Source organism: Nocardioides antri (genome assembly GCF_008373765.1).
Taxonomy (GTDB): domain Bacteria; phylum Actinomycetota; class Actinomycetes; order Propionibacteriales; family Nocardioidaceae; genus Nocardioides; species Nocardioides antri.
The window spans coordinates 82,950-108,100 of the sequence record NZ_VUJW01000011.1 but is presented as its reverse complement, the minus strand read 5'-3'; the positions used below and the strand labels follow the sequence as shown (position 1 = coordinate 108,100).

22 protein-coding genes and 1 riboswitch are annotated in these 25,151 nt (G+C 72.0%); of the genes, 11 read left to right on the top strand and 11 right to left on the bottom strand.

What is annotated here, in order from left to right:
- Nucleotides 1-40: 40 nt before the first annotated feature.
- The 3 genes from F0U47_RS17830 to F0U47_RS17820 form a co-directional block, all read right to left on the bottom strand.
- A complete protein-coding gene (locus tag F0U47_RS17830; protein ID WP_149751832.1) occupies nt 41-508 on the bottom strand; it encodes a hypothetical protein in 468 nt (155 codons plus the stop codon).
- 291 nt (nt 509-799) lie between these two features.
- Complete coding sequence (locus tag F0U47_RS17825; protein ID WP_149751831.1) at nt 800-2,479, bottom strand: MFS transporter; 1,680 nt, start codon at nt 2,477-2,479, stop codon at nt 800-802.
- 34 nt (nt 2,480-2,513) lie between these two features.
- A complete protein-coding gene (locus F0U47_RS17820; RefSeq protein WP_149751830.1) occupies nt 2,514-3,119 on the bottom strand; it encodes a TetR/AcrR family transcriptional regulator in 606 nt (201 codons plus the stop codon).
- A gap of 202 nt (nt 3,120-3,321) precedes the next feature.
- On the opposite strand from F0U47_RS17820, the gene ligA reads away from it, so the two are divergent.
- Both ligA and F0U47_RS22145 read left to right on the top strand, forming a co-directional pair.
- On the top strand, nt 3,322-5,418 hold the full coding sequence (gene ligA / locus F0U47_RS17815) for an NAD-dependent DNA ligase LigA (RefSeq protein WP_149751829.1): 2,097 nt from the start codon (nt 3,322-3,324) through the stop codon (nt 5,416-5,418).
- Nucleotides 5,318-5,626 carry an HNH endonuclease gene (locus tag F0U47_RS22145; RefSeq protein ID WP_368666151.1) on the top strand — a complete coding sequence of 103 codons (309 nt, stop codon included), beginning with the start codon at nt 5,318-5,320 and terminating at the stop codon, nt 5,624-5,626. Before ligA ends, F0U47_RS22145 begins: the two co-directional genes overlap by 101 nt.
- 9 nt (nt 5,627-5,635) lie before the next feature.
- On the opposite strand, the gene F0U47_RS17810 is transcribed toward F0U47_RS22145, so the two are convergent.
- Genes F0U47_RS17810 through F0U47_RS17800 form a run of 3 tightly spaced genes read right to left on the bottom strand, consistent with a single transcriptional unit; the run spans nt 5,636 to nt 8,131 of the window.
- Complete coding sequence (locus F0U47_RS17810; RefSeq protein WP_149751828.1) at nt 5,636-6,502, bottom strand: hypothetical protein; 867 nt, start codon at nt 6,500-6,502, stop codon at nt 5,636-5,638.
- A 23-nt stretch (nt 6,503-6,525) separates the two neighbouring features.
- Complete coding sequence (locus F0U47_RS17805) at nt 6,526-7,767, bottom strand: RNA polymerase sigma factor (RefSeq protein WP_149751827.1); 1,242 nt, start codon at nt 7,765-7,767, stop codon at nt 6,526-6,528.
- 7 nt (nt 7,768-7,774) lie between these two features.
- Entirely contained in the window at nt 7,775-8,131 is a 357-nt protein-coding gene (locus F0U47_RS17800) for a YciI family protein (RefSeq protein ID WP_149751826.1), read from the bottom strand.
- 108 nt (nt 8,132-8,239) lie between these two features.
- On the opposite strand from F0U47_RS17800, the gene F0U47_RS17795 reads away from it, so the two are divergent.
- A complete protein-coding gene (locus F0U47_RS17795) occupies nt 8,240-9,298 on the top strand; it encodes an alpha/beta hydrolase family protein (protein ID WP_246159686.1) in 1,059 nt (352 codons plus the stop codon).
- Between the two features lie 9 nt (nt 9,299-9,307).
- Here F0U47_RS17795 and F0U47_RS17790 read toward each other — a convergent pair whose 3' ends face one another.
- From F0U47_RS17790 to F0U47_RS17775, 4 genes are all read right to left on the bottom strand, one after another.
- Nucleotides 9,308-10,984: a peptidase M16 family protein gene (locus F0U47_RS17790; protein WP_149751825.1), complete on the bottom strand. Its 1,677-nt coding sequence runs from the start codon at nt 10,982-10,984 to the stop codon at nt 9,308-9,310.
- A 128-nt stretch (nt 10,985-11,112) separates the two neighbouring features.
- Nucleotides 11,113-12,363 (bottom strand): hypothetical protein, encoded by a 1,251-nt coding sequence (locus F0U47_RS17785; protein ID WP_149751824.1) that lies wholly within the window; start codon nt 12,361-12,363, stop codon nt 11,113-11,115.
- On the bottom strand, nt 12,356-12,880 hold the full coding sequence (locus F0U47_RS17780; RefSeq protein ID WP_149751823.1) for a SigE family RNA polymerase sigma factor: 525 nt from the start codon (nt 12,878-12,880) through the stop codon (nt 12,356-12,358). Before F0U47_RS17780 ends, F0U47_RS17785 begins: the two co-directional genes overlap by 8 nt.
- A gap of 75 nt (nt 12,881-12,955) precedes the next feature.
- On the bottom strand, nt 12,956-14,464 hold the full coding sequence (locus F0U47_RS17775) for an amino acid permease (protein WP_246159685.1): 1,509 nt from the start codon (nt 14,462-14,464) through the stop codon (nt 12,956-12,958).
- Nucleotides 14,465-14,529: 65 nt separating this feature from the next.
- Between F0U47_RS17775 and gatC the strand changes: the two genes are divergently transcribed.
- The 8 genes from gatC to F0U47_RS17735 all read left to right on the top strand — a co-directional run bounded on the left by gatC (nt 14,530) and on the right by F0U47_RS17735 (nt 23,974).
- Nucleotides 14,530-14,853, top strand: a complete 324-nt coding sequence (gatC, locus tag F0U47_RS17770; RefSeq protein WP_149751822.1) for an Asp-tRNA(Asn)/Glu-tRNA(Gln) amidotransferase subunit GatC — start codon at nt 14,530-14,532, stop codon at nt 14,851-14,853.
- Nucleotides 14,850-16,385 carry an Asp-tRNA(Asn)/Glu-tRNA(Gln) amidotransferase subunit GatA gene (gene gatA / locus F0U47_RS17765; protein WP_149751821.1) on the top strand — a complete coding sequence of 512 codons (1,536 nt, stop codon included), beginning with the start codon at nt 14,850-14,852 and terminating at the stop codon, nt 16,383-16,385. Before gatC ends, gatA begins: the two co-directional genes overlap by 4 nt.
- Nucleotides 16,382-17,884 (top strand): Asp-tRNA(Asn)/Glu-tRNA(Gln) amidotransferase subunit GatB, encoded by a 1,503-nt coding sequence (gene gatB / locus F0U47_RS17760; protein ID WP_149751820.1) that lies wholly within the window; start codon nt 16,382-16,384, stop codon nt 17,882-17,884. The genes gatA and gatB overlap by 4 nt, the downstream gene beginning before the upstream one ends.
- A 58-nt stretch (nt 17,885-17,942) precedes the next feature.
- Nucleotides 17,943-18,060: riboswitch (cobalamin riboswitch) on the top strand.
- A gap of 77 nt (nt 18,061-18,137) precedes the next feature.
- The gene (locus F0U47_RS17755) at nt 18,138-19,454 is read left to right on the top strand and encodes a prenyltransferase/squalene oxidase repeat-containing protein (protein ID WP_149751819.1); all 1,317 of its coding nucleotides are present in this window, start codon (nt 18,138-18,140) and stop codon (nt 19,452-19,454) included.
- A gap of 29 nt (nt 19,455-19,483) precedes the next feature.
- Complete coding sequence (locus F0U47_RS17750; protein ID WP_149751818.1) at nt 19,484-20,404, top strand: hypothetical protein; 921 nt, start codon at nt 19,484-19,486, stop codon at nt 20,402-20,404.
- Entirely contained in the window at nt 20,401-21,522 is a 1,122-nt protein-coding gene (locus tag F0U47_RS17745) for an energy-coupling factor transporter transmembrane component T (protein WP_149751817.1), read from the top strand. The genes F0U47_RS17750 and F0U47_RS17745 overlap by 4 nt, the downstream gene beginning before the upstream one ends.
- Nucleotides 21,522-23,150 (top strand): ABC transporter ATP-binding protein, encoded by a 1,629-nt coding sequence (locus F0U47_RS17740; RefSeq protein WP_149751816.1) that lies wholly within the window; start codon nt 21,522-21,524, stop codon nt 23,148-23,150. The genes F0U47_RS17745 and F0U47_RS17740 overlap by 1 nt, the downstream gene beginning before the upstream one ends.
- Entirely contained in the window at nt 23,147-23,974 is an 828-nt protein-coding gene (locus F0U47_RS17735; protein ID WP_438362084.1) for an ECF transporter S component, read from the top strand. The genes F0U47_RS17740 and F0U47_RS17735 overlap by 4 nt, the downstream gene beginning before the upstream one ends.
- Before the next feature lie 12 nt (nt 23,975-23,986).
- Here F0U47_RS17735 and F0U47_RS17730 read toward each other — a convergent pair whose 3' ends face one another.
- The gene (locus F0U47_RS17730) at nt 23,987-25,144 is read right to left on the bottom strand and encodes a PQQ-dependent sugar dehydrogenase (RefSeq protein ID WP_149751815.1); all 1,158 of its coding nucleotides are present in this window, start codon (nt 25,142-25,144) and stop codon (nt 23,987-23,989) included.
- Nucleotides 25,145-25,151: the final 7 nt, after the last annotated feature.

The following is a 25,151-nucleotide window of genomic DNA, read 5'->3' as shown; positions in this document are numbered from 1 at the left end:
CCGGCCGAAGCCGGACCCCTTCTCGCAGTTGCGTGATCGATCAGCGGTAGGCCGCGCGGTCCACGCGGTCGTGGTAGCGATGACCGATCTTGCCGCCCGCCATCGCGGCGAGCAGCGTGCCGATCAGGAGTGCGACGCCGGTGATGATGCCGCCCCAGGTCGCGGTGTCGGTCGGGATGGGGATCCGCGGCAGGTCGACGCGGTCCATCACGTTGTACTGGTCGCCGAAGACCACGCCGAGGCCGACGGCCACGAGGGTGACCAGCAGCCCGATCAGCCACACGGTCAGCCCTTGGCGGGCCCCGTCGAAGCGTGACATCCGGCCGGCGACGTACCCGCCGAAGAAGTAGGCGATCACCATCACGGCGACCACGGCGATCGCGGCAGCGAGACCGATGGCACCGGCCTCCCGCTGTGCCTGGTCCTGGGTGACGTCGTTGGCGTTGCCGATCGCGGACGCGATGGCGCCGAGGATGCTGCTCAGCAGCACCGTGAGGGCGATGGCCACCAGCCAGCCTGCGATGGCGGCGCCGATGTTGACGCCTCCGAACTTCCCACGGGCGTGCTCATGGCCTCTGATTGCGGCCCTTTCGTCGACGTGCTCGCCCGCGTGCTCGCCGGCACGGTCGCTTTCGTGAGTGCGGTCTCGTTTGAGGTGAACCACGATGCTTGCCTCCTTCGGCAGTCCTCGATGGACCAGGGTTCGGTACCCCACGCGCCGAAGGCCATCCCGCCGCGGACGTACGACGGCCCGCACCCCCGGTCGGGGTGCGGGCCGTCGGAGCGCGGTCGCAGGCGGTCAGCCCACGTGCACGCCACCTTCGGGACCGTCCGTCGCCAGCTCGGTGTGCTTGACGTTCAGGAAGATCCAGATCACCGCGGATGCGGCCAGCATCATGATCGAGCCGACCAGGAACGCGGAGGTCGCACCCGAGGTGAAGCTGCCCTGGAAGAGCGCGGCCTCGAGGAACGACAGGTCGGTGCCCGGCACCGGTGCCGACGGGTCGACACCGGCCTGGGCGAGCCCGCCCTGCAGGGGAGAGGCCAGCTCGTCGACCCGGTTGTTGGTGAAGTGGAGCGCCACCGTGCTCAGCGTCGCGAGGCCGAGCGCGCCGCCGACCTGCTGCATCGTGTTGAGCACGCCGGAGCCGATGCCCGAGTCCTCGGACTGCACGTGGTGCACCGCGGTGAGGGTCAGCGGAACGAACACCATGCCCATGCCGATCGCCATGAGGACGATGTAGGGGAACAGGCTGGTCCAGTAGTTCACGTCGGAGCCGATCGCGTCCTGGGCGCCGAGGGCGGACAGGACCGCCGACGGGGTGTCGTCGACCGTGACCCGCGAGAACATGAACAGGGCCACCGCGGCCAGCAGGGTCCCGATGCCCGAGAGGTAGCGCGGGTCCATCCGGCTCACCAGGTTGGACGAGAGACCGGCGCCGATCACGATGCCGAACGAGAACGGCAGGAACGCGAAGCCGGCCTCGAGCGGGGTGAAGCCCATGATCTGCTGGATGAACAGGCTCAGGTAGAAGAACATCGCGAACATCGCGGCCGGGGCGATCATCATCGCCACGAAGCTCGTGGCCCGGGTGCGGTTGGCGAAGATCCGCATCGGCAGCAGCGGGTGGTCGACCCGCGTCTCGACGACGATGAAGGCGACCAGCAGGGCCACGCCCGCAGCGAGCGAGCCGATCGTCTGGACGTGGTCCCAGCCGTAGGCCTCCTCGCCGGCCCGGGAGAGGCCGAACACGATGCCGAGCAGACCGAGCGTGCCGGTGATGGCGCCCGGGATGTCGAGCCAGCCGGTGTGCCGCTCCGACTCCTTCAGGACCCGCGGCGCGGCGAAGGCCGCGACGAGACCGATCGGGACGTTGATGAGGAAGGTCAGGCGCCAGCCGTCGACGCCCAGAGGCTGATCGAGACCGGTGAGCCAGCCCCCGAGGATCAGGCCGATGGCGGCACCGATGCCGGACATCGTGGCGTAGGCCGCCATCGCCCGGTTGCGCTGCGGACCAGCGGGGAAGGTCGTGGTGATCAGGGCCAGCGCGGCCGGAGCGGCGAGCGCGGCGCCCACGCCCTGGAGCCCACGCGAGGCCAGCAGGAGCGCCTCGTTCTGGGCGAGGCCGCCCAGGAGCGATCCGACGGCGAAGACCGTGAGGCCGGTCATGAACAGCAGGCGCCGCCCGTAGAGGTCGCCGAGACGACCGCCGAGCAGCAGCAGCCCGCCGAAGGCGAGGGCGTAGCCGGTGACGATCCAGGTCAGGTTGGCCTGGGAGATGTCGAGGTCGGCTCCGATGTAGGGAAGCGCGATGTTGGCGATCGTCGAGTCGAGGACGACCATCAGCTGCGCGGTGAGGATGAGCACGAGGGCGAGACCGGCGTGCGGGACTCTGCCCGGCTGGGGAGCCTTCTCCTGCTCCAGCGGCGCGTCCGGGGAGATCGTCCCCTCGGCGCCGACGGACTCGGTGTGGGTCATGAGTTGGGTTTCCTTGGATGTGAGGTGGGGGAGGTCAGCCGCGGGTCACGGCCGGGATGATGAGCTGGTCGACCACCTTGGCGATCAGCTCGGGCGTCGGCGGGTCGCCGAGCAGGAAGGTGCGGTGCAGGACGATCCCGGGCAGGGCGAGCGCGATCAGCTCCAGGTCGAGACCGTCCCGGAGCTCACCCCGCTCCTGCGCGCGGCGGAACAGCTCGGTGGAGATGGCCTTCTTGGGGCCGATGAAGTCGCGCCGGAACGTCTCGGCGAACTCCGGGTCACGCGACATCGCGGTCACGACGCTGCCGAAGATGGCGATCTGCTTGGTGTCGGTCAGACCGCCCATCCCGCAGAACGTCCCGACCAGGTCCTCGCGGAGCGAACCGGTGTCGGGCGCCGTCATCGGCTCCTTCTCCGAGATCAGCGCGTCGATGACGAGCTGTGCCTTGCCGTTCCACCTCCGGTAGAGGGTCGCCTTCGACGCCTTCGCCCGCGCGGCGACCGCGTCCATCGTCAGCCGGTCGTAGCCGACCTCGGCGAGGATGTCGATCGTCGCGTCGAGGATCTCCTGCTCCCGTTCGCCCTCGACCCGCGGACGCGACTGCGTCTCGCCTGCCTGGGTGGCGTGAGTGGGGGACATGAGGCACCTCGCAGATGGAACGGTACGGTTTCGTTTCACCAAGAGTACGGAACGGTTTCGTTTCACGCAAGTCCTTTTCCAAGGCCATCACCTGCAGGAGACACCGGCCGGCCCTCCGTCGTGACAGCCACCCTGCAGGCAGCCGCCGACACCGCTCCTCCAGGTCGGTCCGATGTCGGGGCAAGGCGGCAAGATGGGGCCTATGAGCGACCTGGTGACCGCCGTGACGAGTCCCCCTGAAGCAGCCCGAGACGAGCACCAGCGGCTTGCCGAGGAGGTCGAGGAGGCCCGATGGCGCTACTACGTCCTCGACGACCCGACGCTGTCGGACGCGGACTTCGACCAGCGGATGCGCCGGCTCGAGGCGCTCGAGGACGAGTTCCCCGAGCTCCGCACGCCGGACTCGCCGACCCAGAAGGTCGGTGGTGCGGTCTCGACCGACTTCACCGCCGTCGACCACCTCCAGCGGATGGAGAGCCTCGACAACGCGTTCTCCTACGACGAGCTGGAGTCGTGGCACGCGAGGTTGGCGCGGGACGGGGCGGCCGAGGCGCCGATGCTGTGCGAGCTCAAGGTCGACGGGCTCGCGATCAACCTGCTCTACGAGAAGGGCCGCCTGGTCCGCGCGCTGACCCGCGGCGACGGCCGCACCGGCGAGGACGTCACCCCCAACGTGATGACGATCGCGGACGTGCCCCACCGGCTGACGGCGACCGACGACTACCCGGTGCCCGACCTGCTGGAGGTCCGGGGCGAGGTGTTCTTGTCGGTGACGGCGTTCGACAAGCTCAACGCGTCGCTGGTCGAGGCCGGGAAGCCGATGTTCGCCAACCCGCGCAACTCCGCGGCCGGCTCGCTGCGGCAGAAGGACCCCCGGGTCACCGCGAGCCGCGACCTCGGCATGGTGTGTCACGGCATCGGCGCCCGGAAGGGCTTCGAGCCGAAGGCCCAGTCGGAGGCCTACGACGCGCTGCGCGCCTGGGGCCTGCCGACCAGCGACCGGGTCCGGGTGCTGGCGACGCTCGAGGAGGTCAAGGAGTTCATCGCCCACTACGGCGAGCACCGCCACGACGTGCACGAGCACGAGATCGACGGCGTCGTGATCAAGGTCGACAGCGTCGCGCTGCAGCGCCGGCTGGGCTCGACCAGCCGGGCGCCGCGATGGGCGATCGCCTACAAGTACCCGCCCGAGGAGGTCAACACCAAGCTCCTCGAGATCCGGGTCAACGTCGGTCGCACGGGTCGCGTGACGCCGTACGGCGTGATGGAGCCCACCAAGGTCGCCGGCTCCACCGTGGAGCGGGCGACCCTGCACAACGCCTACGAGGTGAAGCGCAAGGACGTCCGCCCGGGCGACACGGTGATCCTGCGCAAGGCCGGCGACGTCATCCCCGAGATCCTCGGTCCGGTGCTGCCGCTGCGGCCCGAGGGCCTGGCCGAGTGGGCCATGCCGACCGAGTGCCCCTCGTGCGGCACGACGCTCGCGGAGCAGAAGGAGGGCGACAAGGACCTGCGCTGCCCGAACGCCCGCGACTGCCGCGCGCAGGTGCTCGAGCGGGTCTACCACGTGGCCAGCCGGGGAGCGTTCGACATCGAGGGCCTCGGCTCCGAGGCGGCGTTCGCGCTCGTCGAGGCGGGCGTCGTCGACAACGAGGGCGACGTCTTCGCGCTCGACGCCGACAAGCTGCTGAAGGCGCCGCTCTTCACCCGGGCGCCCAAGAAGGGTGAGGAGGGGCCGCAGCTCAGCGCGAACGCCGTCGGGCTGCTCAAGAACCTCGAGACCCGCAAGCAGGTCCCGCTCTGGCGGGTCCTGGTCGCGCTCTCGATCCGCCACGTCGGCCCGACCGCGGCGCGGGCGCTGGCGACCGAGTTCGGGTCGATGGACGCGATCCGCGCGGCTTCCGAGGCGGAGCTCGCCGCCGCCGAGGGCGTCGGGCCGACCATCGCCGAGGCGGTCATCGAGTGGTTCGCCGTCGACTGGCACGTCGAGATCGTCGACAAGTGGGCGGCCGCCGGCGTCGCGATGGCCGACGAGCGCGACGAGTCGGTGCCCCGGACGATCGAGGGGCTGACCGTGGTGGTCACCGGCTCGCTCGAGGACTTCAGCCGCGACTCCGCCAAGGAGGCGATCATCGCCCGCGGGGGCAAGGCGGCCGGCTCGGTGTCGAAGAAGACCGACTACGTCGTTGTCGGCGAGAATGCCGGGTCCAAGGCCGACAAGGCCGAGCAGCTCGGGGTTCCCGTCCTCGACGAGGACGGGTTCAAGGCGCTCCTGGAGGGTGGCCCGGCCGCGGTCTAGGTGCGTACGACGCGGCAACGGTGTCTGGGAAGAACGCCCCGCGACCTGGTGCGAAGCCCACCATCAGCAGCCCTGGTCACAGGGCGGAAAGACCGAGCTGGCCGACGGCGTACTCCTGTGCTCCTGGCACCACCACCGCGCCCACGACCGAAGATTCCACGCCGACAAGCTCGCCAACGGCGACATCAGGTTCCACCGCCGCAGATAGGCCGTGCGGTTACGGGTCGAAGCCGACGTGCACGTGGTCGCTGTGCGTGGGGTCGGAGAAGTACTGACCGCCGCCGCCGTCGAGGTCGTCGGGGCCGCCCACCTGGTGGGCCCCGGTGCCCGCCGCGATCCGCATCACCCGACGCACCAGCCCGGCTGCCTCGGGGTCGACGACAAGCCGGCCGTCGATGCTCCCGATGTCGTAGGCGAGCCCGTCGGGATGGTTGCTGCGCCGGTCGGTGCCGAAGACCTGCACCGGGTGGGCGGAGATCAGGACGCTGACGCCGATCCGGTGCTGCTCGGCCACCGCGAGCATGGACCGCAGCACGGTGTCGGCGACCAGTCCCGCGGCGACGTCGACACGGCCGGCCCACGGCAAGGTGATGCGATCACTGTTCAACACCCGACGGATCAAGAGTCCCGGATCCTGCAGGGGTGGCACCGGCGGGGCGGCCGTCACCGAGTCGACCTGCCACCCCTCCTGGGTCTGACTGATCCGCACGTCGTACGTCGTCCCACCTCCGTTCACGAAGTCGGCCTCGACCAGGATGCTGGCGTCCGGCGGCAGGTACCCGAAGTACTGCGTGTACGTCGCCCGCCGTACGTCGGGCAGCGCCTCGACGGCGCGTGCGGCGGCGCGCTTCGCAGCGCCGTCGATCTCCGCGGGGTGCGGCCGGTAGCGGGTGGGACTCGGCCCGCCCTGGTTCGTGATGCCGGTCGGGTCGTCGGTCGGGTTGGAGGGAGGTCCGCTCTGCGCCGTCACCGGAGCGGAGACGACGGGCTCGTCGGAGTCCGGCGAACAGCCCACCAGGCCGGCAGGGACCACGACCAGGAGCATCGTGCCGACCGTCACCCGGCAGCCGGACTCGGTTCCCATGGTGGAAGCGTAGGTGCGAGGGGTTACGAGCCGTCGGTGAGCGGGTGTCGCCGCAGCCGGGTCTGGATCAGCCGGCGCTCGGCGTCGTTGCCGGTCAGCTCGAGCGCCCGCCGGTCGGCGGCCTCGGCCTCGTCGGGGCGGCCGGTCAGTCGCAGCAGCTCGGCGCGGGTGGCGTGCCACAGGTGGTAGCCGGCGAGGCTCGACCCGAGAGCGTCGACGTCGGCGAGCGCCCGGGCCGCCTGGCGGGGGCCGAGCTGGGCGAGGGCGATCGCCCCGTTGAGGCGTACGACGGGCGAGGGGTCCTCGCGGATGAGGACGCCGTAGAGCGTGACGATCTGCAGCCAGTCCGTTTCCTCCCACGACGGCGCCTCGGCGTGACACATCGCGATCGCCGCCTGGAGCTGGTAGGGCCCGGGGGAGCGCAGGGAGGCCGCGCGTTCGAGGTGCTCGCCGGCCCGCTTGATCGCCGACGCGTCCCACAGCGTCCGGTCCTGGTCCCGCAACAGCACCAGCTCACCGGTCGGGGTGAACCGGGCGCGGGCACGACCGTGCTGGATCCGCAGCAGCGCTGCCAGCCCCCACGCCTCGGCGTGGTCGGGCAGGCTGTCGGCGACGACCTCCGCCAGCCACGCGGCGTCGCTGCCGAGGTCGCGGTCGTGGGTGCTCCCGGTCGAGGCCACGAAAGCCTCGTTGTAGGCGAGGTAGACGACGGCGAGCACGTCAGGCAGCCGCTCGTCGAGCGCCTCGGGCACCTTGAGGTCGATGCCTGCGGCGACGATCTTGCGCTTGGCGCGCACGATCCGCTGGGCGAGCGTCTGCTCGTTGACCAGGAACGCCCGCGCGATCTGGGGCGTGGTGAGGCCGATGACCGCGCGCAGGGTGAGTGCCAGCCGCGCCTCCGGAGCCAGTGCGGGATGGCAGCAGGCGAAGAGCAGCGGCAGCCGGTCGTCCGGGTCCGGGGCGGCGACCTCGTCGGCCGGGGGCACCTCGTCGAACTGCTCTCCGGACAGCCGTTCGGCGACGCGGGCCCGGCGGCCCCGCGACCGCAGCAGGTCGAGGGCGTTGCGCTGCGCGGCGGTCGCGAGCCAGGCGGCCGGTCGGCGCGGGGTGCCGTCCCGCCGCCATGCCGTCACGGCCTCCACGACCGCGCCCTGCACCGCCTCCTCGGCGACGTCGAAGTCGCCGAAGCGGCGGTACAGGGCGGTGACGAGACGGCCCGACTCCTCGCGGATCGTGGCCGTCAGCAGCGCGTCGCTGGTCGTCACCCGGTCGTCACTCGAACTGGCTGTAGTCCTCGACCATCGGCCGAATCTCGACCGCCACGCCGGGGAGCTCGAGGTGCGGCCACGTCTTGGCGAGCGTGATCGCGGCGTCCATGTCGGGGACGTCGATCACGCTGAACCCGCCGACGACCTCCTTGGCCTCGTTGAACGGGCCGTCGACGACGACGCCACCGTGCTTCACGGTGGTCGCCGTCTCCACGGGCTGCAGCTCGGCGCCGGAGTCCGTGATCACCGAGGCGTTCTCCTGGAACCAGGCGTAGATCTTGCCGTAGACGGCCTGCGTGTCCTCCTCGCTCACACCGGCGAGCTGGGCGGGGTCATGGGTGAACATCAGCACGTACTTCATCTCTCGAGTCCTTTCTCGTGGGTGGATCCTTCACCCGTTCGTCGCCGCCCGTCCCCGGAAATCGACAGCTCTGCGGAAAATTCTCGCGCCCGTTGCAGACTGGGCGATGTGAAGCGAGTCTTGGCGGCGATGGTCTGCGGCGTGTGCGTCCTGACCGGCTGCACCGATCCGGACTCGGAGCCGTCCGACGTCAGCCCGAACCCGGCGCCGGCTCCCTCCGCGGAGTCCGGGCCGCCGTCGAGCGGGCCGACAGGGCCGACAGGGCCAACAGGGCCAACGGAGTCCTCGAAGCCGCCCCACCCGGTGTCGCTGCCCGCCCTCATGCACAAGGAGTACGACGGCGGCCGGCTGCGGCTCGGCACGGAGGTCTACACGACGGCGACCCAGCGGCAGTACGAGGTCACCTACCAGGGCGGTGGCCTCACCATCTCCGGTCGGCTCGCGGTGCCCGAGGGTGCCGGCCCGTTCCCCGCCATCGTGCTCGCGCACGGCTACATCGACCCTGCGGTCTACGTGAACGGCCAGGGCATGACCCGCGAGCGCGAGTGGTTCGCCGACCACGGCTACGTCGCGCTGCACGTGGACTACCGCAACCACGCCGGGTCCGACGACACCGCGATCGGTGAGGCCGACCTCCGGATGGGCTACGCGGAGGACGTCATCAACGCCGTGCTCGCCCTGCGGGCCTGGGCCGGCCCGGTCGACGACGAGCGGATCGCGCTGGGTGGCCGGTCGATGGGCGGCGGTGTGGTCTACAACGCCCTGGTCGCGCAGCCCGGTCTCGTCGACGCCGGTGTCGTGTGGGCGCCGGTCAGCTCCGACGCCGTCGACAGCTACAACCGGTGGATCGCGAACGATCCCGGGCGGCAGGACATCGTCCGCGCGATCGACCGCCTCCACGGTCTCCCGAAGGACAACCCGGAGTTCTGGGACGGCATCAGTGCCCGCACCTACTTCGACCAGGTCACCGAGCCGGTGATGATCCACCACGGCACCTCCGACGACACCTGCCCGATCCGCTGGAGCCGCGAGACCGCGCGGCTGATGCGGGCCGCGGGCGTCGACGTCGACCTGGAGGTCTATGAGGGGGAGGAGCACGCCTTCGGCCCGCAGTTCTTCGCCTCGATGGAGCGGGCCCTCAGGTTCCTCCGCCAGCACGTCCGCTGACCGCTGTCCTCAGGACGAGTCGGCCAGGCCCTCACGCAGGGCCCGGTGGACCGCGACGGCGCCCCAGACCAGGGCGATCACGACGATTCCCGTCGGACCGCCGCCGAACTTGATCATCGAGCCGACGAAGCCGACCGCGAAGAGCAGGTAGAGCCCGAGCACGCCGACGTACGTCGCCCTGGGCGAGCTCAGCCTCCGGCGGACCGCCGGCCACCACCGGCCGAGGAGACCCGCGCGCTGTGGCGCGTCGCCGGGCAGAGGGGGGTGCGGCAGGTGGCGGGCCGCCGGGACCCGGCTGTCGATCTCGTCGACGGCGCGATGACCGTCGGTCCACACCCGCGGGTCGACGGTCACGGAGTAGCCGTCGGCACGGAGCGCCGTGCGGGCTCCGTCCTCGTGCACCATCAGCCCGACCACGTCGTCGTACCGCGCCTCGATCGCGGACTGCTCGTCGCTGACCTGGATCGCGTGGTCGGCCAGCCGCAGCCGGCTGGTGTCGGCCGGCCAGTTGATGCTCCGGAAGGCCCTGCCCGACGCGGCCGGTGCTGTCCTCGGGAACTGCAGCATCCGCAGCCGCCGCTGCGCATCCGTGCCCGGTGGCGCGCCGAGGAGCACCGACTCCCGGACCTGGCCGAATCCCTCCGCGAGACCTGCCACCGTCGTGGCGCGGACCCGCTCGACCATCTGGTCCAGCGTCTCCGGCTCCCGGCCGTGCAGGTAGCGCATGCCGGCACCCATGGCGACGCCGATGGCGGCGTACGGGTCGCGCATGCCGCGGACGATCCGGTCGACCGTCTCGGTGACCCACTCCTCGCGCGGACCGGCGGCGGCCAGTTCGTCCAGCAGGCCGAGGGTCGTGTCGACGATGCCCGCAGTCAGCTCCGGTCGGATGTCGGAGCCGGCGGTGACGACGGCGGTCTCGCGGTCGACGCGCTCGTAGTTCGTCCACGGCGCATAGGCGCCGCCCTCCTCGTGGCGCAGACGCTCGACCAGCACCCGCTGGAGCACCTCGACCCCGACGAACATCGGGCCCTCGCGAGGGACGGTGCCGGAGACGACGATGCCGGACCCCTCCTCGTACGCAGCCGGCGGCGACTCGACCGGCACGGCCTCGACCAGCGGGCGCAGGTCGCCCGCGGGGAGCTCGATCCGCAGGTCCGGGGGAGGCGGGCCGTCCAGGATCAGCACCGCGTTGCCGACGGTGAAGACCCGGCCGACTCGCTCGGCCAGCTCGTCCTGGCTCGCCCGGCCGAGGCCAGGTTCGGCGTACGCCGCCAGGCCCGGCCCGCGGGCGCCGTACCTCCAACTGAGGGCGCGAGCGAGCGGGCTGCTGCCCCGCACGTCGGCCTCTGCCCGGAGCACGCCGATCTCGTGGTCGAGCCGCTCGAAGGCAGGAGCCGCCAGCCAGCGGGTCAGGCGCGCCAGGTGCTCCCCGACGTCAGCCCCGTCGCCGTGGAAGTCGAAGGCGGTGTCGGTCAGCGTGACGTGCCCGTTGATGTCGACCGTGCCCCCGCGAGGGAACCGGTCGAGGGCCGCGTGCTCGATCAGGTGCTGCCATCCCGACTCGGTGATGTCCTCGTCGGCGATCCCGGAGCGGAACGCGAGCCGGGCAGCGAGCGTCGGGCGACCGGTGTCCACCCAGAAGCACCGGACGCCGTCCACCTCGGTGTCGTGGAGAGTCGTCATCGCGGGCACAGGCTAGGCGGGATCGACCCTCCTGACCTAGGAACTTCAAGGATCGCCCGGGTCGAGACGGCCACCGGCCCGACACCCCCGCAGCGGTGCCGGGCCGGAGCCTCGGGTACGCCCTTCGGTCAGGACTCGTAGGTCCGACCGCCGAGCCTCAGCTCGATGGTCTGCTCCTCGACGTACTCCGACTCACGCCACTCGCACTGGTCCGGGTTCTCCGCACAGTTCTCGTAGAACTCGGGATCGGTGTGGCACTCGAGGCCGCCGTCGGGGCAGACCGGGTCGCTCATCGTGTAGGTGATCGGGTCCGGCTCGGGGATGTCCGGCTGCGCGTAGGGCTCGGTCGTGCACTCGCCGGTCGCCGTGTCGCAGGTCCGGACCTGCGACTTCTCGACCTGGAAGAGGTCGCCATCGGCCGTCCAGCCCCAGTCGTACGGCGTGCCGAAGACCGTGACGTCCGAGCCGGACTCCAGGTCGAACACCTGCGTCGGCACCTCACGGTCGGGCTCGACCTGCGCCTCCTCCCCCGCAGCGAGCGCCGCGTAGCGGCCGTCAGGGGAGAGCACGAGCGAGCCGGAGCCCGACGACACCAGGACGTCGCCGGTCGCGACGTCGACGACGGCCGACTCGCCGTCGACTGTGGCCGTCACCCGGCCGGCGGCCACGTTCCAGACGCTGGGGATGTCCGACTCGGAGACCTCGCCGGACCGCCAGTCGACGGCGTACGCCGGGTTGTCGTAGCCGTCCTGGACGTAGAGGGTTTCGTCGTCGATGGACACCGGGAACCAGGTCTCCGCAGTCGCCCCGACCGTGACCCGCGCCTCCTCGACGTCCGCCGCAACGTCGTACACGACGGCCTGCAGCTCGCCGTCCACAGCCTCGGCGTAGGCGATGTACTGCTGGTCGACGTCACTGGCGTGGACCGTCTCCTCGGTCTCGAGGCCGAGCCGCTCGACCGTGCCGTCGGGGCTGACCAGCGAGAACCGTTGGGGGCCGCCGCCGTCACTGGCGGAGCTGTCGCCGTGCCTCACCACGACACCGGCCGAGGTGTAGAAGAGCGACTTGACGGCGTTGTCCTGGATCTCTGCCCGATGGCTCGGTCCGTCGTAGAACACCTGGTTGCCGTAGGAGAAGACGGCGTTGTCGCTGATCGTCGGGGAGGACGGGTCCGGAGCGGCCTTCCCGCCGCCGTCACCCGCGAGTGCGACGACGCTGCCGCCGACCACGACCGCGGCGGCGACGCCGGCGGCACCGGCCACCAGCCGGTTGCGGCGGCGCAGGCCGCGACCCTGCCGCAGCACGGCGTCGGTCGAGGGAGGGGGGACGTCCAGCACGCCGGCCTCGTCGCCGAGCAGCTGCCTGAGTCGTTCAGTCATTGTTCGCTCCTGCCGGGATGACGCTGTCGCCGAGCAGGGCTCGGAGCTTGCTCAGCGCCTCGGAGGTCTGGGACTTCACGGTGCCCTCGGTGATGCCGAGCGCGTGGGCGACCTGGGCGACGCTCAGGTCCTCGTAGTAGCGGAGGACGACGACAGCCCGCTGCCGCGGCGGCAGCGTGCCGAGCGCGTCGATCACCGTCCGCCGGTCGCTCAGGTCGGTCTCGTGCCGGGAGTGGGGCGGCGGCTCGGGCAGGAACTCGGTCGGACGCTCGTTGCGCCACCCCTTCTTCCGGAACCACGACGCCGCGGTGTTGACCAGCGTCGTCCGGGCATAGCCCGGCGCCGCATCGATGCTGCGTACCCGCCGCCAGTTCGCGTAGGTCTTCGCCAGCGCCGTCTGGACCAGGTCCTCGGCCTCGGCTGCGTCGCCGAGCATCAGGTACGCCGTGCGGTAGAGGCTCGCCCAGCTCGCGTGCACGAGCTCGGCGAACTCCTCATCCGTCGGTGGCCGCGTCATCCACTCACCCTCTCCTCGCCCATGGCTGTCACGGTGACAGATGCGACGGCACTAAGGATCGGTTGGGCGGGGGCGTCAGTCGGCGAGCGGGACCTCCGCCGTGGTCCGGCGGCCGAGCCGGCTGTGGGTGCGCCCGTAGACGACGTAGAACACGACGCCGATCGCCATCCACACCAGGAACCGGACCCAGGTCCCGCCGGTGAGGTTGAGCATCAGGTAGAGGCACAGCAGCGCCGACGCGATCGCCACGACCCAGACGGCCGGCGTCCGGAAGGCCCGCGGCAGGTCGGGTCGGGTACGCCGCAGCACCACCACGCCGAGGCTGACCAGCACGAACGCGAACAGGGTGCCGATGCTGACCAGGTGGACCAGCGTCTCGAGATCGACCAGGCCGCCGATGATCGCGACCGCGACGCCGGTGACCGCCGTGATCACCCAGGGGGTGCGGAAGGTCGGGTGCACCTTGGCCAGTGCGGGTGGCAGCAGGCCGTCGCGCGCCATGGCGAACGCCACCCGGGTCTGGCCGAGCATCAGGATCATCACGACGACGATCAGGCCGATGCACGCCCCGATCGCGATCAGCCGGCCCATCCAGTCCATGCCCACCGAGTCGAAGGCGGTGGCCAGGGGCGCGGCGTCCAAGGCGTCGATGTCGGTGTAGTTCTGCATGCCGGTGATCACCAGGCTCACGGCCATGTAGAGGAGCGTCACGATCGCCAGGGAGCCGAGGATGCCGCGCGGGATGTCGCGCTGGGGGTTGCGGGTCTCCTCGGCGGTGGTCGCCAGGATGTCGAAGCCGATGAAGGCGAAGAACACGACCGAGGCTGCCGAGATGACCCCGGCAACGCCGTACACCGCCGGGTCGAGGCCGAAGAGCCAGGTGATCAGGGTGGTGTCCATGAACCCGGCCTCGGTGTCCCGCGCCGGCTTCGACTCGGGGACGAACGGGGAGTAGTTGTCGACATCGATGTGGGAGACGCCGAACAGGATCACCGCGGCGATCACGAGGAGCTTGATCGCGACGATGACCTGGTTGAGCCGGCTCGAGAACTTGATGCCGGCGATCAGCACGCCGGTCACCAGCAGCGCGATCAGTACGGCGGGCAGGTCGATCACCCCGCCGGCCGCCGACCCGATCTGGGCCGGGACCTCGAACGCAGTGCCCTCGACGACCTCCTGGAAGTACCCGGAGAAGCTGGTCGACAGCGCGGCGGCGCCGATCGTGAACTCCAGCGCCAGGTCCCAGCCGATGATCCACGCGATCAGCTCGCCGAAGGTCGCGTAGCTGAAGGTGTAGGCGCTCCCGGCGACCGGCACCGTCGAGGCGAACTCCGCGTAGCAGAGCGCCGCGAGCGCGCACGCCAGGCCGGCGATCGCGAACGAGATCGTGATCGCCGGTCCGGCGTTGGTCTTGGCCACCGTCCCGGTGATCACGAAGATCCCGGCACCGATGATCACCCCCACGCCGAACACGATCAGGTCGAGGACGCCGAGGTCCTTCTTGAGCCGGTGCTCAGGCTCGTCGGTCTCCGCGATCGACTGCTCGACGGTCTTGGTGCGGAGCAGGCTTGCTCGCATGTTCATGAGGGCATCTCCTTCGTCCCGAGCCGGACACCTGACGATCAGAGAGCAACCCTAGACTGGCGCTCATGCCTGAGCGCCGTACTGAGCCTGTCGAAGTGATCTCCCGCGACGAGGTGGCCCACCTGGCCGACCTCGCCCGGATCGACCTCGACGACGCCGAGCTGGACCACCTGGCCCCCCAGCTCGCCGTGATCCTCGAGTCGGTCGCGTCCATCCGCGGTGTCGCCGGTGATGACGTCCCGCCGACGTCGCACCCGATCCCGCTCACCAACGTGTTCCGTGAGGACGTCGTGGTCCCGGGCCTGACCGCGGAGCAGGCGCTCTCCGGTGCGCCCGCGAGCGAGGACGGACGGTTCTCCGTCCCGCGGATCCTGGGGGACGAGCAGTGACGACCGGGGGAGACTGGACCAGGAAGACCGCCGCCGAGCTGGCCGACGCGCTGGCCGCCGGCGAGGTGACCTCGGTCGAGCTGACCCAGGCTCACCTCGACCGGATCGCAGCGGTCGACGGCGACGCCACCGCAGGCGTGCACGCGTTCCTCCACGTCGACCGCGAGGGCGTCCTGGCGCAGGCGGCGGCCTCGGACGAGCGGCGCGCGGCCGGGGAGCCGCTCCACCAGCTCGATGGCGTGCCGATCGCGGTGAAGGACGTCCTCACCACCCAGGGGCTGCCGACGACCTGCGGCTCGAAGATCCTCGAGGGGTGGGTCCCGCCGTACGACGCGACCGTCGTGCGCAGGATCAAGGACGCCGGCCTGCCGATCCTCGGCAAGACCAACATGGACGAGTTCGCCATGGGGTCGTCCACCGAGCACTCCGCCTACGGCCCGACCCGCAACCCGTGGGACCAGACCCGGATCCCCGGCGGATCGGGCGGCGGCTCGGCCGCGGCCGTGGCGGCCTACGAGGCGCCGCTCGCGGTCGGCACCGACACCGGCGGCTCGATCCGCCAGCCGGGTGCGGTCACGGGCACGGTCGGCGTGAAGCCGACCTACGGCGCCGTCTCGCGCTACGGCCTGGTCGCGCTGGCCAACAGCCTCGACCAGGCGGGGCCGGTCACCCGGACCGTGCTCGACGCGGCGCTCCTGCAGGAGCTGATCGGCGGCCACGACCCGCTCGACTCCACCTCCGTGGACCAGCCGCTGCCGTCGCTGGTCGACGCCGCCCGCCAGGGGGCGACCGGCGACCTCTCCGGAGTCCGGATCGGGGTCATCACCGAGCTCTCGGGTGACGGCTGGCAGCCGGGCGTGATGACGCGCTTCCAGGAGTCGGTCGACCTGCTGGTCAAGGCCGGCGCCGAGGTGGTCGAGGTGTCGTGCCCGACGTTCGTGCACGCGCTGGCGACGTACTACCTGATCCTGCCGGCGGAGTGCTCCTCCAACCTCGCGAAGTTCGACGCCATGCGCTACGGCCTCCGGGTCGTGCCGGAGGGCAACCCGAGCGCCGAGGACGTCATGAAGGCCACCCGCGACGCCGGTTTCGGCGACGAGGTGAAGCGCCGCATCATCCTCGGCACCTACGCGCTGTCGAGTGGCTACTACGACGCCTACTACGGCCAGGCGCAGAAGGTCCGCACCCTGATCAGCCGCGACTTCGCCACCGCGTTCGAGCAGGTCGACGTCCTGGTGTCGCCGACCGCGCCGACGACCGCGTTCGAGCTGGGGGAGAAGCTCGACGACCCGCTGGCGATGTACCTCAACGACCTCGCCACCATCCCGGCCAACCTGGCCGGCGTGCCGGGCATCTCGGTGCCCGCCGGGCTCGCCGACGAGGACGGGCTGCCGGTCGGCTTCCAGGTCCTCGCGCCCGCGCTGGCCGACGACCGCTGCTACCGGGTGGGCGCCGCGCTCGAGGCGCTGCTGACCGCCGAGTGGGGCGGGCCGCTGCTCGACCGCGCGCCCGTCCTGGAGGAGATCCGATGACCGATCACTCGCCGACCCTTATCCCGTTCGACGACGTGCTGGCGTCGTACGACCCTGCCCTGGGCCTCGAGGTCCACGTCGAGCTCAACACGGCGTCGAAGATGTTCTGCGGCTGCTCGACGGAGTTCGGCGCCGACCCGAACACCCAGGTCTGCCCGACCTGCCTCGGCCTGCCCGGCTCGATGCCGGTCGTCAACGGCAAGGCGGTGGAGTCGGCGATCCGGATCGGGCTGGCGCTCAACTGCGAGATCGCTGAGTGGTGCCGGTTCGCGCGCAAGAACTACTTCTACCCGGACATGCCGAAGAACTTCCAGACGTCGCAGTACGACGAGCCGATCTGCTTCGACGGCTACATGGACGTCGAGGTCGAGGGTGAGACCTACCGGGTCGAGATCGAGCGCGCGCACATGGAGGAGGACACCGGCAAGTCGCTGCACGTGGGCGGCGCGACCGGCCGGATCCACGGCGCCGACTACTCGCTCGTCGACTACAACCGGGCCGGCATCCCCCTGATCGAGATCGTGACGAAGCCGATCCTCGGTGCGGGCGAGAAGGCGCCGGAGGTGGCGCGGGCCTACGTCTCCCAGCTCCGCGACCTGATCGTCGCGCTGGGGGTGTCGGACGCCCGGATGGAGCAGGGCTCGATCCGCGCCGACGTCAACCTGTCGCTCGCGCCGAAGGGGTCCGGCCTGCTCGGCACCCGCACCGAGACCAAGAACGTCAACTCGCTGCGCTCCGTCGAGCGTGCTGTCCGCTACGAGATGTCGCGGCACGCCGCGGTGCTCGACGCGGGGGAGCGGATCCTGCAGGAGACCCGCCACTGGCACGAGGACACCGGCGTCACCACCTCCGGCCGGGAGAAGTCCGACGCCGAGGACTACCGCTACTTCCCCGAGCCGGACCTGGTGCCGGTGGCCCCGACGCGGGAGTGGGTGGAGGAGCTGCGCGGCACGCTGCCGGAGAACCCGACCGCGCAGCGCGCCCGGCTGCAGGCCGAGTGGGGCTTCTCCGACCTCGAGATGAGGGACACCGTGGGTGCCGGTGCGCTCGCGCTGGTGGAGCAGACGGTGGCTGCGGGCGCGTCGCCGCAGGCGGCGCGCAAGTGGTGGCTGGGCGAGCTCGCCCGGCGGGCCAACGACACCGACACCCCGATCGACCAGCTCGGCGTGACGCCGGCCGACGTCGCCGCCGTGCAACAGCTCGTCGACGCCGGCACGATCAACGACAAGCTCGCGCGCAAGGTGTTCGAGGGCCTCTACGCCGGCGAGGGGACCCCCGCCGAGATCGTCGAGAAGAGCGGTCTGGCGGTGGTCTCCGACGACGGCGCGCTGTCGACGGCGGTGGACAAGGCGATCGCCGCCAACCCTGACATCGCCGACAAGATCCGCGACGGCAAGGTCGCCGCCGCGGGTGCGCTGATCGGCGCGGTCATGAAGGAGATGCGCGGGCAGGCCGACGCCGGACGGGTGCGGGAGCTGATCCTGGAGAAGCTGACCTGAGGTCCGGTTCTCGGGCCGATGGTGTCAATCGGGCCGCGCGGGCTTAGGCTGCGCGGGATCAATCCAATACGCCCGTGGCGGGGGAAGCCGGTCGAATTCCGGCGCTGACCCGCAACCGTAGGCCGGACTTTCGGGAGTACGGCGAGCCGGAGCACCTGTCACGGCGCGTCCCTGACGCAAGCGCTGTCGCGGAGAGCAGCGGGTCGGGCCGTCGACATCGGTTCCCTCCCCCTGCTGCAGCGGGAAGGAACACATGTCCAGCACCATCGTTCGCCGGTACGGCGCCGCCCTCGTGGGCGGCGCGCTCGCCGTCAGCCTGACGGCAGCACCGGCCCAGGCCCACGAGGACCCCGACCGTCTTCCGAAGGCGATCGGCACCACCTGGCTCAGCTCCCGGCTCGACGACGGGCTCCTCCACGCGGCGTACGACGGCGGGTCGGGGGCGGTCAGCTACAACGACTACGGCGGCACGGTCGAGGCGGCGTACGCGCTCGACGCGATCGGTCGCACCCGGCTCCTGCCGCGGATCACCGGCGCGCTCGCGGAGACGGTCGACTCCTACATCACGGGCGCCGACTTCGGCGCGCCCGACGACCACTACGCCGGTCCCACCGGCAAGCTGCTGTCGTTCGTGAGCGACCTCGGCGGCGACGCCGACCCGGCCGCGTTCGGCGGCACCGACCTGGTCGCCCGGATGGAGGCGCTGACCGGCGAGTCCGGCCGGATCGCCGACGCCGGCGGATCCGACTTCGCCAACGTCTACGGCCAGACCTGGGCGGCCCGCGGCCTGCTCAACGTCGGCTCTCCGGAGGCCGAGGCGGCGGTCGACTTCTTGCTGACCCAGCAGTGCAGCGGCGGCCACTTCCTCAGCTTCTTCACTGACACCTGCGACGGCTCGGCGGCCGGCCCCGATGCCACGGCCTTCGCCGTGGTCCTCCTCCACGAGCACGCCGCCGGCGATCCGGAGCTGGCGGCGGCGCTCGCCAAGGCGACCGACTGGCTGGTGGGCTGGCAGGCGCGGAACGGGTCTCTCTCCGACGACAACGGCATCGCCAACGCGAACAGCACCGGTCTCGGCGGCTGGGCGTTCTCCGTGGCCGGACGCGACCGCGCAGCGAAGAGGGCCGCGATCTGGCTGCGGTCCCGGCAGGTGCCCGGGCGCTCCTGCGACAAGGCGCTGGCAGGCGAGCGTGGCGCCATCGCGTACGACAAGCGGGCCTACGCCGCCGGCCGTCGGTCCGGCATCAGCGCGCTCGTCGCGGGCGAGTGGCAGACCGTGGCAGCACAGGCACTCCCCGCCCTGGCTCACGCGCCGTCGACGCACGTCCCACTCGCGGTCGACGCCCCCGAGCGGGTCGAGGCCGGCTCGCGGGTGCGGGTGCGGATCGAGGGACTGGCCGAGGGCGAGCGGGCCTGCGTCGGCATCGGCCGGCGGACGGTCGCGATCGTCGGCGGGCGCGAGGGCGACCCCGTCTTCGCACGAGTCACCGTCAGGCAGCCGGCGGGCAAGCGGGCCGTGAAGGTGCTGACTGCCGACGACACCGCGATCGACCGCATCGTCGCGCGCTGATCACCGTGGCACGGAGGACGATCGGACCGGTGGTCGCGACCTTGCTGGTCGCGGCCGCCGGGATCCTCGCCGCCCCGACCCCGGCTGCTTCCGCGGCGTCCGCCGCGGCTGCTTGCTCCGGGGCGACGGGGGTGACGGTGGTCGTCGACTACAACGAGCTCGACGGGCCGACCCGCGCCGGCTGCGCGCCGGACGCCGGCGGTGAGTCCGCCTCTCAGGCGTTCCGTGACGCCGGGTTCTCGCTGGAGTACCACCCCCAGCAGCCCGGCTACGTCTGCAAGGTCACCGGCCTGCCCAGCGACGGCGAGTGCCTCGAGAACGACGCGTTCTGGAGCCTGTGGTGGTCGGACGGGAAGTCGGGCCGCTGGGTCTTCTCCAACCAGTCCGTCGGCGGGCTGAGCGTGCCGGACGGCGGGTACGTCGCCTTCGCATGGCACGAGGGCGCGGGCAACGCGCAGCCGCCCGACGTCGTACCCACGCCGCACGAGGCGCCGGACCCGCCCGACGGCAACGACGGCAACGACGGCGGCGGTGGCAACGACGGTGGCAACGGCGGTGGCAACGGCGGTGGCAACGGCGGTGGCGACGGCACCAGCGGCGGGGACACGGACGACGACCAGTCGTCGGCCGTTCCGTCGACGAACACGACGCCCACGACGCCCACGACCGACGAAGCCACGTCGTCCGCGTCCAGTTCCGGGTCCGCGTCCGCGAAGGCCGACCGTCCGAAGAACCGCCGCGACCGCGGGACCCCGTCGGAGAGTCCGACCTCGAGCAGCACCCTCCCCGCGGCCGCGGACATCACCGACGGCGCGCCGCCGAGCGACCTCGCCACGGACGCGTCCGAGGACGAGGACGGCGCGCTCCCGACGTGGATCGGCCTCGGCATCGCAGTGCTCGTGCTCGGCGCGGCGGGCCTGGTGACAGTCCTCCGGAGGCGCACGGGATGAGGTTGGCGCGGGACCTCCACCCGGTCGCCTGGTGGTGCTGGGCGGTCGGTCTCGCCGTCGGCGCGTCCTGCACGACCAACCCGTTCCTCCTCGGGCTGCTGCTCGTCGTCGCCACCATCACCGTGTTCGCCTGCCGCGGCGACCAGCCGTGGGCGCGGTCGTTCCGGCTCTACCTGTGGCTCGGCCTCATCGTGCTCGTGGTGCGGGTGCTGTTCCGGCTCCTCGTCGGCGGCAACGACGCCGGGCACGTGCTGGTCGCGCTGCCCGAGATCCCCCTGCCCGACTGGGCAGCCGGCGTAAGCCTGCTCGGGCCGTTCAGCCGAGAGGAGCTCGTGGCCGCGGTCTACGAGGGGCTCCGGCTGTCGACCCTGCTCATCGCCGTCGGCGCCGCCAACGCGCTCGCGAACCCGAAGCGCCTTATGCGGTCGCTGCCGCCTGCTCTCTACGAGATCGGCACGGCGATGGTCGTGGCGATCACCGTCATCCCACAGCTCGCCGACAGCGCCCGCCGCGTGCGGGCCGCACAGCAGCTGCGCGGGGGCGACCGGGGGCGCGTCCGCGGGCTGCGACGGCTGCTGGTCCCGATCCTGGAGGACGCGTTCGAGCGGTCGCTGTCGCTCGCGGCGGGGATGGACGCCCGCGGCTACGGCCGGTCCGGTACGGCGACCGTGGGCCAGCGTCGTACCACCGGTGCGCTGATGATCCTCGGGCTGCTCGGCGTCGGGGTCGGCGTCTACGCGTTCCTCGACTCCACCGCCCCGCGGGTTCTCGCCTGGCCGATGCTCGCCGTCGGCGTGGTCGCGGCGCTGGCCGGGTTCGTGACGGCCGGCCGGCGGGTGGAGCGCACCCGCTACCGGCCGGAGCGCTGGCAGCCCATCGAGTTCGTCGTCGCCGGGTCCGGGCTCGCCGTCGGTGCCGCGCTGTGGGCCGTGCTGCACTGGGACCCGCTCGTCGCACACCCGGGCGTGCTCGGCGTGCCCGCGCTCAGCCTGGGCGCCCTCCTGGGCGTGCTCGTCGGCGTGGTCCCGGTCTTCGTCGCACCACCTCCCCTGACGGCGCAGAACCGGGCTGCCATCGCACCTGAGCCCACCTCCGAGCCCTCGAGGGTGGCCGTCTGATGTTCGAGCTGCGCGACGTCACCTTCCGCTACGACGACCGGTTGGTCCTCGACCACGTCGACCTCGCCATCGACCACGGCGAGCTGGTGCTGCTCGCCGGGCCGACCGGCGTGGGCAAGTCGACCCTGCTCGGCGTCGTCGCGGGCCTGGTGCCGGCCTTCACCGGCGGGACCCTCACCGGCGACGTGGTCATCGACGGCGCGAGCGTGCTCGAGGTGCCGGCGCGGGAGCGCGCCCACCTGGTCGGCTACGTCGGCCAGAACCCGCCCGCGTGGTTCGTCACCGACACCGTCGAGGAGGAGCTCGCATTCGGGATGGAGCAGCTCGGCCTCGCCGCGCCGACCATGCGGCGCCGGGTCGAGGAGACGCTCGACCTGCTCGGAATCGCCGACCTGCGCCACCGTGACCTCCGGACCCTGTCGGGTGGTCAGCAGCAGCGCGTCGCGATCGGGTCGGTCCTGACGACCCACCCCCGGCTGCTGGTCCTCGACGAGCCGACCTCCGCGCTCGATCCCACAGCAGCCGAGGACGTCCTCGCGACGGTGACCCGGCTGGTCCACGACCTCGGGGTCTCGGTGCTGGTCGCCGAGCACCGCCTCGAGCGGGTGGTGCCCTTCGCCGACCGGCTGTGCCTGCTGGGCGAAGGCGGTCGGGTCCGGGTCGGCGACCCCGCCGGGCTCCTGGTCGACGCGCCGATCGCCCCTCCGATCGTCGAGCTCGGCCGGCTCGCCGGCTGGTCGCCGCTCCCGCTCACGGTGCGGGACGCGCGCCGTCGCACTGCCGAGCTGCGGTCGCGGCTCGGCACGCCGCCGGACCCTCTCCCGGTCGAGACGGGGCCGACAGGTCCGGTACGACGCGGGCCGGCCGCCGAGGTGCGCAATCTGGTGGTCGCGCACGGGCCGGTCCCGGCGCTCCGCGACGTCGACCTGGACCTCGTGCCCGGGACCGTCACCGGGTTGATGGGCCGCAACGGCGCGGGGAAGTCGACGCTCCTGTGGTCGCTGCAGGGGCGGCACGCCGCGACCCGCGGCACCGTGCGGGTCGGCGGTGACGACCCGCACCGGCTCAGGCCGGAGGCACGGCGCCGGCACACCGGGCTGGTGCCGCAGAGTCCCGCCGACCTGCTCTACCTGGAGACGGTCGCGGAGGAGTGCGCCGCGGCGGACCGTACGGCGTCCGCGGCGGTCGGCACCTGCGCCGGGCTCCTCGAGCGACTCGCTCCCGGCATCGACCCGGCCGGGCACCCGCGCGACCTCTCGGAGGGCCAGCGGCTGGCGCTCGCCGTCTCCATCGTGCTCACCGCCGGCCCGCCGGTCCTGCTGCTCGACGAGCCGACCCGCGGCCTGGACTACCCGGGCAAGCACGCGCTGGCCGGGATCCTGCGGGACCTCGCGGCCGAGGGACGTGCCGTCCTGGTTGCCACCCACGACGTCGAGTTCGTCGCCCAGGTCGCGGACGACGTCGTGGTCCTCGCCGAGGGCGAGGTCGTGTCGAGCGGGCCGGTCCGCGAGGTCGTCGCCGAGTCGCCGGCCTTCGCGCCCCAGGTGACGAAGGTGCTCGGGCCCGGCTGGCTCCGGGTCGACGAGGTCGCCGCCGCGCTGGCCACCTCCGCGGAGGTCTCGCCGTGAGCGCCGTCGTGGAGCGGTCCGCGGTCGCCGTACCCCTGCGCCTGCGGTCGGCCGTCGTGCTCACCCTGGCCTCGCTGATCGGCCTCATGATGCTCGGCTGGCCGCTCATCCTGGAGGCCGACCCGACCGAGCGGGTGGACCCGCCGTTCCTCTTCCTCGCGCTGCTGCCGGTGATCCTCGCTGTCGTGCTCGCCGAGATCAGCGAGGGCGGCATGGACGCGCGCGTGCTCGCGATCCTCGGCGTTCTCAGCGCCGTCAACGCGATCCTGCGCGGCGTCAGCGCCGGCACAGCGGGGCTGGAGCTGGTGTTCTTCCTGCTCATCCTCGGCGGCCGGGTCTTCGGCCCCGGCTTCGGGTTCGTGCTCGGCTGCACCTCGCTCTTCGCGTCGGCGCTCATGACTGCCGGCGTCGGCCCGTGGCTGCCGTTCCAGATGCTCGTCGCGGGCTGGGTCGGCATGTTCGCCGGGCTCCTGCCGCGGCGCGTGTCCGGCCGATGGGAGGTCGCGATGCTGGTGGTGTACGGCGTCCTCGCCGCCTACGCCTACGGCCTCCTGATGAACCTTTGGGGCTGGCCGTTCATCCTCGGCGTCCAGGTGCCCGGCCAGGACTCGACCGACCTGTCCTACGTACCGGGGGCGCCACTCCTGGAGAACCTGCACCGGTTCGTGCTCTACACGCTGCTCACGTCGACCGGCGGCTGGGACACCGGTCGCGCGATCACCAACGCACTCGCCGTCGCCCTGCTCGGGCCGGCTGTGCTCACCACGCTGAGGCGGGCTGCCCGGCGGGCGCGGGTGGAGCGTCGGCCTGCTGCGTCCGGCTAGGTGACATCACAACTAGGGCGCCACCACCAGGATCCGGTCGTCCTCGGCGGTCGGCTGCCCGCGGCCGTCGTGGTTGCTGGTGGTGAGCCAGAGCCGCCCGTCGGGCGCGACCACGACGGTGCGGAGCCGGCCGTACTCGCCGGCGAGGAACGCGGTGGGGTCGCCGGCGGCCCGGCCGTCGACGGGGATCCGCCAGAGCCGCTCGCCGCGCAGCGCGGCCATCCAGAGCTCCCCGTCGAGGTAGGCCAGGCCGGACGGCGAGGCCTCGTCGACGGGCCAGGTGAGCTCGGGGTCGTGGTAGTCGGGCTCGCCGCCCTCGCCCTCGACCACCGGCCAGCCGTAGTCGTCGCCGGCCTCGATCAGGTTGAGCTCGTCGAAGCTGCTGGACCCGAACTCGCTCGCCCACAGCCGACCGTCGTCGTCGAACGCCAGTCCCTGCACGTTGCGGTGGCCCCACGACCACACCTCGTCGTCGAACGGGTTGCCGGGAGCCGGCTCGCCGTCCGCGGTGATCCGGAGGATCTTCCCGGCATAGCCGCTGCGCTCCCGGGCCAGCTCGTCCTCGCCGATCTCCCCGGTGGAGACGTAGAGGTAGCCGTCCGGCCCGAACTCCAGCCGGCCGCCGTCGTGGATGAACCCGCCGGGGATGCCGGTCAGGATCGGCTCGGTCTCTCCGAGCTCGCCGCCGGTCAGCTCGGCGCGCACGACCCGGTTGTCCTCGGCCGTGCAGACGTAGAAGTAGAGGAGGTGGTCCTGCTCGAAGTCGGGGGAGACGGCCACGCCCAGCAGCCCGGCCTCGCCCTGCGGGGCGGTCTCGGGGATCCGGCCGACCTCGACGACCTCACCCTCGCCCCCGCCCTCCGGTGGCGTGATCACCAGCACCCGTGCGGTGTCCCGCTCCGTCACGACGGCGCGGCCGTCGGGCAGGAAGTCGAGGCCCCACGGCACGGACAGCCCGCTCGCGACCGTGTCGACCACCTCGGGCCGGCCACCTCCGTCGGTCGTCGGGCTCGGGTCCGGCGGGTCGCTGGTCGGAGCGGACGTGGCGGGCGTCTGGGTGCTCTCGGCGACGGGCGGGTCGTCCTCCTCGCTGCAGCCGACGAGCCCGACGAGCCCGACGAGCAGAGCCGCGAGGGCGACCAGGGCGACGGTCGGACGACGGGCGCTCATGCGGCGA

Excerpts from the sequence above, each read along its gene's own strand:
- F0U47_RS17780 (WP_149751823.1), bottom strand. The coding sequence starts at position 12,880 with ATGACGCGGCCACCGACGGATGAGGAGTTCGCCGAGCTCGTGCACGCG.
- F0U47_RS17785 (WP_149751824.1), bottom strand. The coding sequence starts at position 12,363 with ATGACTGAACGACTCAGGCAGCTGCTCGGCGACGAGGCCGGCGTGCTG.
- F0U47_RS17800 (WP_149751826.1), bottom strand. The coding sequence starts at position 8,131 with ATGAAGTACGTGCTGATGTTCACCCATGACCCCGCCCAGCTCGCCGGT.
- F0U47_RS22145 (WP_368666151.1), top strand. The coding sequence starts at position 5,318 with ATGCCGGGTCCAAGGCCGACAAGGCCGAGCAGCTCGGGGTTCCCGTCC.
- F0U47_RS17745 (WP_149751817.1), top strand. The coding sequence starts at position 20,401 with ATGAGGTTGGCGCGGGACCTCCACCCGGTCGCCTGGTGGTGCTGGGCG.
- F0U47_RS17740 (WP_149751816.1), top strand. The coding sequence starts at position 21,522 with ATGTTCGAGCTGCGCGACGTCACCTTCCGCTACGACGACCGGTTGGTC.
- F0U47_RS17730 (WP_149751815.1), bottom strand. The coding sequence starts at position 25,144 with ATGAGCGCCCGTCGTCCGACCGTCGCCCTGGTCGCCCTCGCGGCTCTG.
- gatC (WP_149751822.1), top strand. The coding sequence starts at position 14,530 with ATGCCTGAGCGCCGTACTGAGCCTGTCGAAGTGATCTCCCGCGACGAG.
- F0U47_RS17810 (WP_149751828.1), bottom strand. The coding sequence starts at position 6,502 with ATGGGAACCGAGTCCGGCTGCCGGGTGACGGTCGGCACGATGCTCCTG.
- F0U47_RS17775 (WP_246159685.1), bottom strand. The coding sequence starts at position 14,464 with ATGAACATGCGAGCAAGCCTGCTCCGCACCAAGACCGTCGAGCAGTCG.
- F0U47_RS17790 (WP_149751825.1), bottom strand. The coding sequence starts at position 10,984 with ATGACGACTCTCCACGACACCGAGGTGGACGGCGTCCGGTGCTTCTGG.
- F0U47_RS17825 (WP_149751831.1), bottom strand. The coding sequence starts at position 2,479 with ATGACCCACACCGAGTCCGTCGGCGCCGAGGGGACGATCTCCCCGGAC.
- F0U47_RS17820 (WP_149751830.1), bottom strand. The coding sequence starts at position 3,119 with ATGTCCCCCACTCACGCCACCCAGGCAGGCGAGACGCAGTCGCGTCCG.
- F0U47_RS17755 (WP_149751819.1), top strand. The coding sequence starts at position 18,138 with ATGTCCAGCACCATCGTTCGCCGGTACGGCGCCGCCCTCGTGGGCGGC.
- gatB (WP_149751820.1), top strand. The coding sequence starts at position 16,382 with ATGACCGATCACTCGCCGACCCTTATCCCGTTCGACGACGTGCTGGCG.
- ligA (WP_149751829.1), top strand. The coding sequence starts at position 3,322 with ATGAGCGACCTGGTGACCGCCGTGACGAGTCCCCCTGAAGCAGCCCGA.